The sequence below is a fragment of the Mycobacterium sp. E2462 genome, from assembly GCF_001672685.1.
Taxonomy (GTDB): Bacteria; Actinomycetota; Actinomycetes; order Mycobacteriales; family Mycobacteriaceae; genus Mycobacterium.
This window is the reverse complement of record NZ_LZKC01000482.1, coordinates 1-7,004: the sequence shown is the minus strand read 5'-3', so window position 1 is coordinate 7,004 and position 7,004 is coordinate 1. Positions and strand designations below refer to the sequence as shown.

General features: G+C 69.1%; 11 protein-coding genes. 3 read left to right on the top strand and 8 right to left on the bottom strand.

Translation table 11 applies throughout. The features are described 5' to 3' along the window. Positions 1-395, top strand: a 395-nt coding sequence (locus A5714_RS24765; RefSeq protein WP_156747491.1) for a cutinase family protein, incomplete at its 5' end; no start/stop codon positions are given. 43 nt (positions 396-438) lie between these two features. Next, entirely contained in the window at positions 439-1,068 is a 630-nt protein-coding gene (locus A5714_RS24760; protein WP_156671199.1) for a cutinase family protein, read from the top strand. Between the two features lie 14 nt (positions 1,069-1,082). On the opposite strand, the gene truA is transcribed toward A5714_RS24760, so the two are convergent. From truA to infA, 8 genes are all read right to left on the bottom strand, one after another. Next, positions 1,083-2,030 carry a tRNA pseudouridine(38-40) synthase TruA gene (gene truA / locus A5714_RS24755; protein WP_197513919.1) on the bottom strand — a complete coding sequence of 316 codons (948 nt, stop codon included), beginning with the start codon at positions 2,028-2,030 and terminating at the stop codon, positions 1,083-1,085. Further along, positions 1,921-2,562: a 50S ribosomal protein L17 gene (rplQ, locus tag A5714_RS24750; protein ID WP_068289904.1), complete on the bottom strand. Its 642-nt coding sequence runs from the start codon at positions 2,560-2,562 to the stop codon at positions 1,921-1,923. The genes truA and rplQ overlap by 110 nt, the downstream gene beginning before the upstream one ends. 115 nt (positions 2,563-2,677) lie before the next feature. Then, entirely contained in the window at positions 2,678-3,721 is a 1,044-nt protein-coding gene (locus A5714_RS24745) for a DNA-directed RNA polymerase subunit alpha (protein ID WP_068071745.1), read from the bottom strand. A 129-nt stretch (positions 3,722-3,850) separates the two neighbouring features. Continuing rightward, a complete protein-coding gene (rpsD, locus tag A5714_RS24740; protein WP_068071747.1) occupies positions 3,851-4,456 on the bottom strand; it encodes a 30S ribosomal protein S4 in 606 nt (201 codons plus the stop codon). Between the two features lie 11 nt (positions 4,457-4,467). Continuing rightward, a complete protein-coding gene (gene rpsK / locus A5714_RS24735) occupies positions 4,468-4,887 on the bottom strand; it encodes a 30S ribosomal protein S11 (protein ID WP_068071750.1) in 420 nt (139 codons plus the stop codon). 6 nt (positions 4,888-4,893) lie between these two features. Next, positions 4,894-5,268: a 30S ribosomal protein S13 gene (gene rpsM / locus A5714_RS24730; protein WP_068071752.1), complete on the bottom strand. Its 375-nt coding sequence runs from the start codon at positions 5,266-5,268 to the stop codon at positions 4,894-4,896. 247 nt (positions 5,269-5,515) lie between these two features. Further along, complete coding sequence (gene rpmJ / locus A5714_RS25765; protein WP_003879483.1) at positions 5,516-5,629, bottom strand: 50S ribosomal protein L36; 114 nt, start codon at positions 5,627-5,629, stop codon at positions 5,516-5,518. 51 nt (positions 5,630-5,680) lie between these two features. Further along, entirely contained in the window at positions 5,681-5,902 is a 222-nt protein-coding gene (gene infA, locus A5714_RS24725) for a translation initiation factor IF-1 (RefSeq protein WP_003418601.1), read from the bottom strand. 275 nt (positions 5,903-6,177) lie between these two features. Between infA and A5714_RS24720 the strand changes: the two genes are divergently transcribed. After that, the coding region (locus tag A5714_RS24720) for a response regulator (protein WP_156747490.1) at positions 6,178-7,004 on the top strand (827 nt) is incomplete at its 3' end.

Here is a 7,004-nt window from a genome sequence, read left to right as displayed (position 1 = left end):
TCGCCGCCGTCGTCACGTTCGGTGACGTGGCCGACCGCGCCGGTGGCACGTTGCCCAGCCAGAGCGCGCTGCTGGGTTCGAAGGCCGCGGACTACTGCAACCCCAACGACCCGATCTGCCACGCCGGGCCGGGCAACGAGTGGACCGGGCACACCGAGGGCTACGTGCCCGTCTACACCACCCAGGCCGCGGCGTTCGTCGCCCAAAAGCTGCAGGGCTCGGGGTCATCGGCGCCCGCGTTCGGGCCCCCGTTGGGGCCCGTGCCGCCCGGCTACGGCCCGCAGCCGTCCCCGCTGGGCGGCCAGGTGCCGCCGGGCTCGGGTTCGTCGATCCACGGTGGCCCGGACACGGCGCCGGGGCCCGCGACGGTGTCGCCGCAAGCGCCGCTGGTCTGAATCTTTACTTTTGCCCCACCAGCACGCCCCGTAACATCGTCGTGTGCGTCTGATACCTCTGGCCGTCGCGGGAGTCGCGGCGGCTGCGCTGTGGGTCGCCTCGCCGCACCTGCCGCACGCGTGGGCGTCCTGCCCGGACGTCGAGGTGGTGTTCGCGCGCGGCACCGACGAACCGCCCGGCGTCGGTAAGGTCGGCGGGGCCTTCGTCAGCGCGCTGCGCGCGCAGTCGGGCAAAAACGTCGGCTCGTACGGCGTCAACTATCCGGCCAGCAAGGACTTCCTGGCCGCCACCGACGGCGCCAACGACGCCAGCGGGCACATCCAGCAGATGGCCGGCAACTGCCCCGACACCAAGCTGGTGCTCGGCGGGTACTCGCAGGGGGCGGCGGTCGTCGACATCGTCACCGCCGCGCCGCTTCCCGGCCTGGGCTTTCACCAGCCGCTGCCGGCCGACGCCGCCGACCACGTCGCCGCGGTGGCGTTGTTCGGCAACCCGTCCGGCCGGGCCGGCGGGCTGATGAGCGCGCTGTCGCCGGGATTCGGCGACAAGACCATCGATCTGTGCAACCCCGGCGATCCGATCTGCTCCAACGGCGATCAGTGGCAGGCCCACCTCGGCTACGTGCCGGGGCTGACCACGCAGGCCGCGAAATTCGTTGCGGGCAAGGTCTGACGCCCCGACCGCGTTCAGCGGGTCCGGATGTCGCGGGTGATCAGATTGCGCGCGGCCAGCTGACCCTCGGGCGGGTAGTCGACGCGGACCAGGGTCAGCCCGTGCGCGGGGGCCGCCGCGAAGTCGCTGGAACGCGTTGCGGCGGAGAGCAATTCGCGACACCACGACGCGGGGCGCCGGTGCTCACCGACGGCCAGCAGCGCGCCCACCAGTGAGCGCACCATCGACCAGCAGAACGCGTCGGCGCTGACGTGCGCGGTGATCAGGTCGCCGTCCCGGACCCAGTCGAACCGCTGCAGATCGCGAATGGTGGTGGCGTTCTCGCGGTGCCGGCAGAAGGCGGCGAAGTCGTGCAGCCCCAACAGGTTTCGTGACGCCGCGGCCATCGCGTCGACGTCGAGGTCGCGCGGCCAGGCCGTGATGTAGCGGGCCTGCAGCGGCTGCACGCCGTACGGCGCCGTCGACAGCCGGTACTCGTAGTGCCTGCGAAGCGCCGAGAACCGCGCGTCGAAACCCGCGGGCGCGCGGCTGATGTCGAGGATGCGGACGTCGGTCGGCAGGAACCGGCCGAGCCGACGCAGCAGCGGCAGGAACTCGGGCTCGCCCACCCGCGGCGCGCGCGGGTAGGCGTTGGGCAGGGCCTCGACCGGCACGTCGACGTGGGCCACCTGCCCGGTGGCGTGCACCCCGGCGTCGGTGCGCCCGGCGGCGCGCAACCGCACCGGAATCCGGAAGACGGTGGTCAGCGCCTCATCGAGGACACCGGCCACCGTACGCTGGCCCGACTGAGCCGCCCAACCCGCGAAACCGGTGCCGTCGTAGGCGATCCCGAGCCGCAGGCGGACGTCGTCGCTAACTCTCGTCGGCCTGGTCGTCGGCCTCGGCCTCGGCTTCGGCCCGCGCGGCGACAGCCTTCTCGGCCGTCTCTTCGGCCTGGGCCTGCGCCTCGGTCGGCGCGGCATCGGCCGTGGTCTCTTCGGCCCCGGCGGCCGCCTCGTCGGCGGTCGGGCCCACGGTTTCGCCCGGCTCGACCGCCGCCTGCGGCGCCGCCGCGGCCGCCACCGGGGCGTCGCCGCCCTCGGAGGGCTTCTTCGACGACTTCACCCGCCGGGCGCGGTCCGCCTCGGAGGTCACCGTCTTCTCCCGCACCAGCTCGATGACCGCCATCGGGGCGTTGTCACCCTTGCGGGGCTCGACCTTGATGATGCGGGTGTAGCCACCCTCCCGGTCGGCGAAGAAGGGCCCGATCTCGGCGAACAGGGCGTGCACCACGTCCTTGTCGCGGATCTTCTTCATCACCTCTCGGCGGTTGTGCAGCGCACCCTTTTTCGCATGCGTGATCAGCTTCTCCGCATACGGCCGCAGCGCACGGGCCTTCGGTTCGGTCGTCTTGATGCGGCCGTGCTCGAACAGCGACGTGGCCAGGTTGGCCAGCAGGGCCTTCTGGTGGGCAGACGACCCGCCGAGGCGGGGGCCCTTGGTGGGCTTGGGCATTGCGCTATCTCCTTGTGGGGCCGGCCCCCGTATCAGGTAGGGCCGGGACGGACTTCTTCTTCGAAGCTGCCCGGTTCCTCAGCGGCCTGGTGGCCGCCGAGGAACCGGACGGCCGTTACAGCTGTTCGGTTTCGGCGTAGTCCTGGTCGTCGTAGGCGCCCTCGGTCGACCAGGTGCCGGTCGCGACGTCGTAGCCCGCGACCTGCGACGGGTCGAAGCTCGCCGGGCTGTCCTTGAGCGACAGGCCCAGCTGGTGCAGCTTGACCTTGACCTCGTCGATGGACTTCTGACCGAAGTTGCGGATGTCCAGCAGGTCGGACTCGGTGCGGCTCACCAGCTCGCCGACGGTGTGCACGCCCTCGCGCTTGAGGCAGTTGTAGGACCGCACGGTCAGGTCGAGGTCGTCGATCGGCAACGCGAACGACGCGATGTGGTCGGCCTCGGCCGGCGACGGCCCGATCTCGATGCCCTCGGCCTCGACGTTGAGTTCCCTTGCCAGGCCGAACAATTCGACCAGCGTCTTACCCGCCGACGCGAGCGCGTCGCGCGGGGTGATGGAGCTCTTGGTCTCGACATCGAGCACCAGCTTGTCGAAGTCGGTGCGCTGCTCGACGCGGGTGGCTTCCACCTTGTAGGTCACCTTGAGCACCGGCGAGTAGATGGAGTCGACCGGGATGCGGCCGATCTCGGCACCGGACGCCCGGTTCTGCACGGCCGGCACGTAGCCACGGCCGCGCTCGACGACCAGCTCGACCTCCAGCTTGCCCTTGTCGTTGAGCGTCGCGATGTGCATCTCGGGGTTGTGCACCGTGACGCCCGCGGGCGGCACGATGTCACCGGCGGTGACCGCACCCGGGCCCTGCTTGCGCAGGTACATGGTGACCGGCTCGTCCTCCTCGGAGGACACCACCAGGCTCTTGAGGTTCAGGATGATCGCGGTGACGTCTTCCTTGACGCCCTGCACGGTGGTGAACTCGTGCAGCACCCCGTCGATGCGGATGCTGGTGACGGCCGCGCCGGGGATCGACGACAGCAGCGTGCGCCGCAGCGAGTTGCCCAGCGTGTAGCCGAATCCGGGCTCCAGCGGCTCGATGACGAACTGAGAGCGGCTGTCGGTCAACACTTCTTCCGACAGTGTGGGTCGCTGAGAAATCAGCATGGTGTTCTTCTATCTCCTTCTCGGCACCCGCTATTTGATGCCGTTTCACTCATTCGCGCCGACCCGCTGCGCCCGGCTTCGCCGCGCTTGCGATCGCCGCAACCCGCGCCGGGTTCAGCGCGGGGGGTCTTACTTCGAGTAGAACTCGACGATCAGCTGCTCGGTGAGCGGCACGTCGATCTGCGCGCGCTCGGGCAGCTGGTGGATCAGGATCCGCTGGCGCTCCCCCACGACCTGCAGCCAGCTCGGGATGGGACGGTCGCCCGCGGTCTCCCGCGCGATCTGGAACGGCACGGTGTTCAGCGAGCCCTCGCGCACGTCGATGATGTCGTACTGCGACACCCGGTAGCTCGGGACGTTGACGTGCACGCCGTTGACGCTGAAGTGACCGTGGCTGACCAGCTGGCGGGCCATCCGGCGGGTGCGGGCGAGGCCCGCCCGGTACACGACGTTGTCCAGCCGGCTCTCCAGGATCTGCAGGAGGTTCTCGCCGGTCTTGCCGGAGTGGCGCACGGCCTCTTCGTAGTAGCGGCGGAACTGCTTTTCCATGACGCCGTAGGTGAAGCGGGCCTTCTGCTTCTCCTGCAGCTGCAGCAGGTATTCGCTCTCCTTGATCCGCGCGCGGCCGTGCTGGCCGGGCGGGTAGGGACGCTTCTCGAAGGCCTGGTCACCACCGACGAGGTCGGTGCGCAGCCGGCGCGACTTGCGGGTGATGGGTCCGGTGTAACGAGCCATGATCTATTTCCCTAGACCCTTCTCCGCTTGGGCGGACGGCAGCCGTTGTGCGGCTGGGGGGTGACATCGGAGATGGCGCCGACCTCGAGGCCGGCGGCCTGCAGCGACCGGATCGCGGTCTCGCGGCCCGAGCCCGGGCCCTTGACGAACACGTCGACCTTCTTGACGCCGTGCTCTTGGGCCTTGCGGGCGGCGTTCTCCGCGGCCAGCTGGGCGGCGAACGGGGTCGACTTGCGCGAGCCCTTGAAGCCGACGTGGCCCGACGACGCCCAGGCGATGACGTTGCCCTGCGGGTCGGTGATGGTCACGATCGTGTTGTTGAACGTGCTCTTGATGTGCGCGGCGCCGTGCGGGATGTTCTTCTTTTCCCGGCGACGAGTCTTCTGTCCCTTCTTGGGGCCCGACGCGGCTGCCTTCTTGGCTGGGGGCATGGGGGGTTACCTGGCCTTCTTCTTGCCGGCGATGGTGCGCTTGGGGCCCTTACGGGTCCGCGCGTTGGTCTTGGTTCGCTGGCCGCGCACCGGCAGGCCGCGGCGGTGCCGCAGGCCCTGGTAGCAGCCGATCTCGATCTTGCGCCGGATGTCGGCCTGCACCTCGCGGCGCAGGTCACCCTCCACCTTGATGTTGGCTTCGATGTAGTCGCGCAGTTGGGTCAGCTGGTCATCGGTGAGGTCCCTGGTCCGCAGGTCCCGGTCGATGCCGGTGGCCGCGAGGATCTCGTTCGACCGCGTGCGGCCGACACCGAAAATGTAGGTCAGGGCGATCTCCATCCGCTTATCGCGCGGCAGATCGACGCCGACTAGTCGTGCCATAGGTGGCGTTTCCTCTTTTTCTCGGCGGAGGTCTTTTCCCAGCCCGTTCCCGAAGTTTCGGGGCCCGGCCTCCGTCCGGGCGTGGCTAAGCGACGTATTCGCTCAGTGGTGCTGGGAGGTCTGCATTCAGTTGTGCTCGCGCGATGGATCGTGGCGACCCGCTGCGCCCGGCTACGCCGCGCTGGCGATCGCCTCGATGGATCGTGGCGACCCGCTGCGCCCGGCTACGCCGCGCTGGCGATCGCCACTAGCCCTGGCGCTGCTTGTGGCGCGGATCAGAGCAGATCACCATGACCCGCCCATGCCGACGGATCACCCTGCACTTGTCACAGATTGGCTTGACGCTGGGGTTCACCTTCACGGCTGTTCGATCCTGTTCTTGTCTGTCGGTTTGTCGGGGCTCTGCGCTGGCTTACTTGTAGCGGTACACGATGCGGCCGCGGGACAGGTCGTAGGGAGAAAGCTCCACCACCACCCGGTCCTCGGGCAGGATGCGGATGTAGTGCTGCCGCATCTTGCCGCTGATGTGGGCGAGCACCTTGTGGCCGTTCTCCAGCTCAATGCGGAACATCGCATTGGGCAGGGGCTCGACCACGCGGCCCTCGACCTCGATGGCGCCGTCCTTCTTGGCCATAACTTCTTCAGCGTCCTCGTCTTTTAGGTGTCTTCTGGTGTTTCGTCTCGTTCACGGCTGCGGCCTTGCGCGGCGCAACACGCAGCACCGACTTAAAACGTGAGCCGGTGACAGGAAATTCCTCGGGACTTGGCACACCAAAAAGCCGGCGCGGATGCCGCACCGTTGTTCCACAATACCTGGTTGTCCGTGCTGGCCAAAATCGCTGCGGGATGACTCCGAGCCTACCCGCCGAACCTCCCGCACCGCCGCTGACAAGCGCATACTTAACGCCGATGACCACGCCCACCTCCCCAGCAACCGCCGGCTCACCCATCGCCCAGCGCAAGCCCGTGATGCTCACCGTCGACGACGATCCGTCGGTGTCGCGGGCCGTCGCGCGAGACCTGCGCCGCCACTACGGCGAGAACCACCGAATCGTGCGCGCCGAGTCGGGCCCCGACGCCCTGGGCACCCTCAAGGAGCTCAAGCTGCGCGGCGAGACGGTCGCGATGCTGATCGCCGACTACCGGATGCCGCAGATGAGCGGCATCGAGTTTCTCGAGCAGGCCATGGACCTGTACCCGGCCGCGCGGCGGGTGCTGCTCACCGCCTACGCCGACACGCATGCGGCCATCGACGCGATCAACGTCGTCGACCTGGACCACTACCTGCTCAAGCCGTGGGACCCGCCGGAGGAGAAGTTCTACCCCGTCATCGACGCGCTGCTCGACGCGTGGCGGGCGGCGCCCGAGCACCCCATCCCGCACACCAAGGTGATCGGCCACCGCTGGTCGGCGCGGTCGTGGCAGGTGCGCGACTTCCTGGCCCGCAACGGCCTCTACTACACCTGGTTCATGGCCGACGAGCCGGCCGGCGAGCGGCTGCTCAGCGCGGCCGGGGAGGACGGGCGGCGGCTGCCGGTCGTCATCACCGAGCGCGGCAAACCCCTGATCGAGCCGAGTGACGCCGAGCTCGCCGACACCCTGGGCCTGACCACCACGCCATCGCAGGAGTTCTACGACCTGATCGTCATCGGCGGCGGGCCGGCCGGCCTGGCCGCCCGTCGCGGTGCGCTCGATGAGCACGGTGCGCAGCCCCTCGGACGCGCCGTACACCGCGG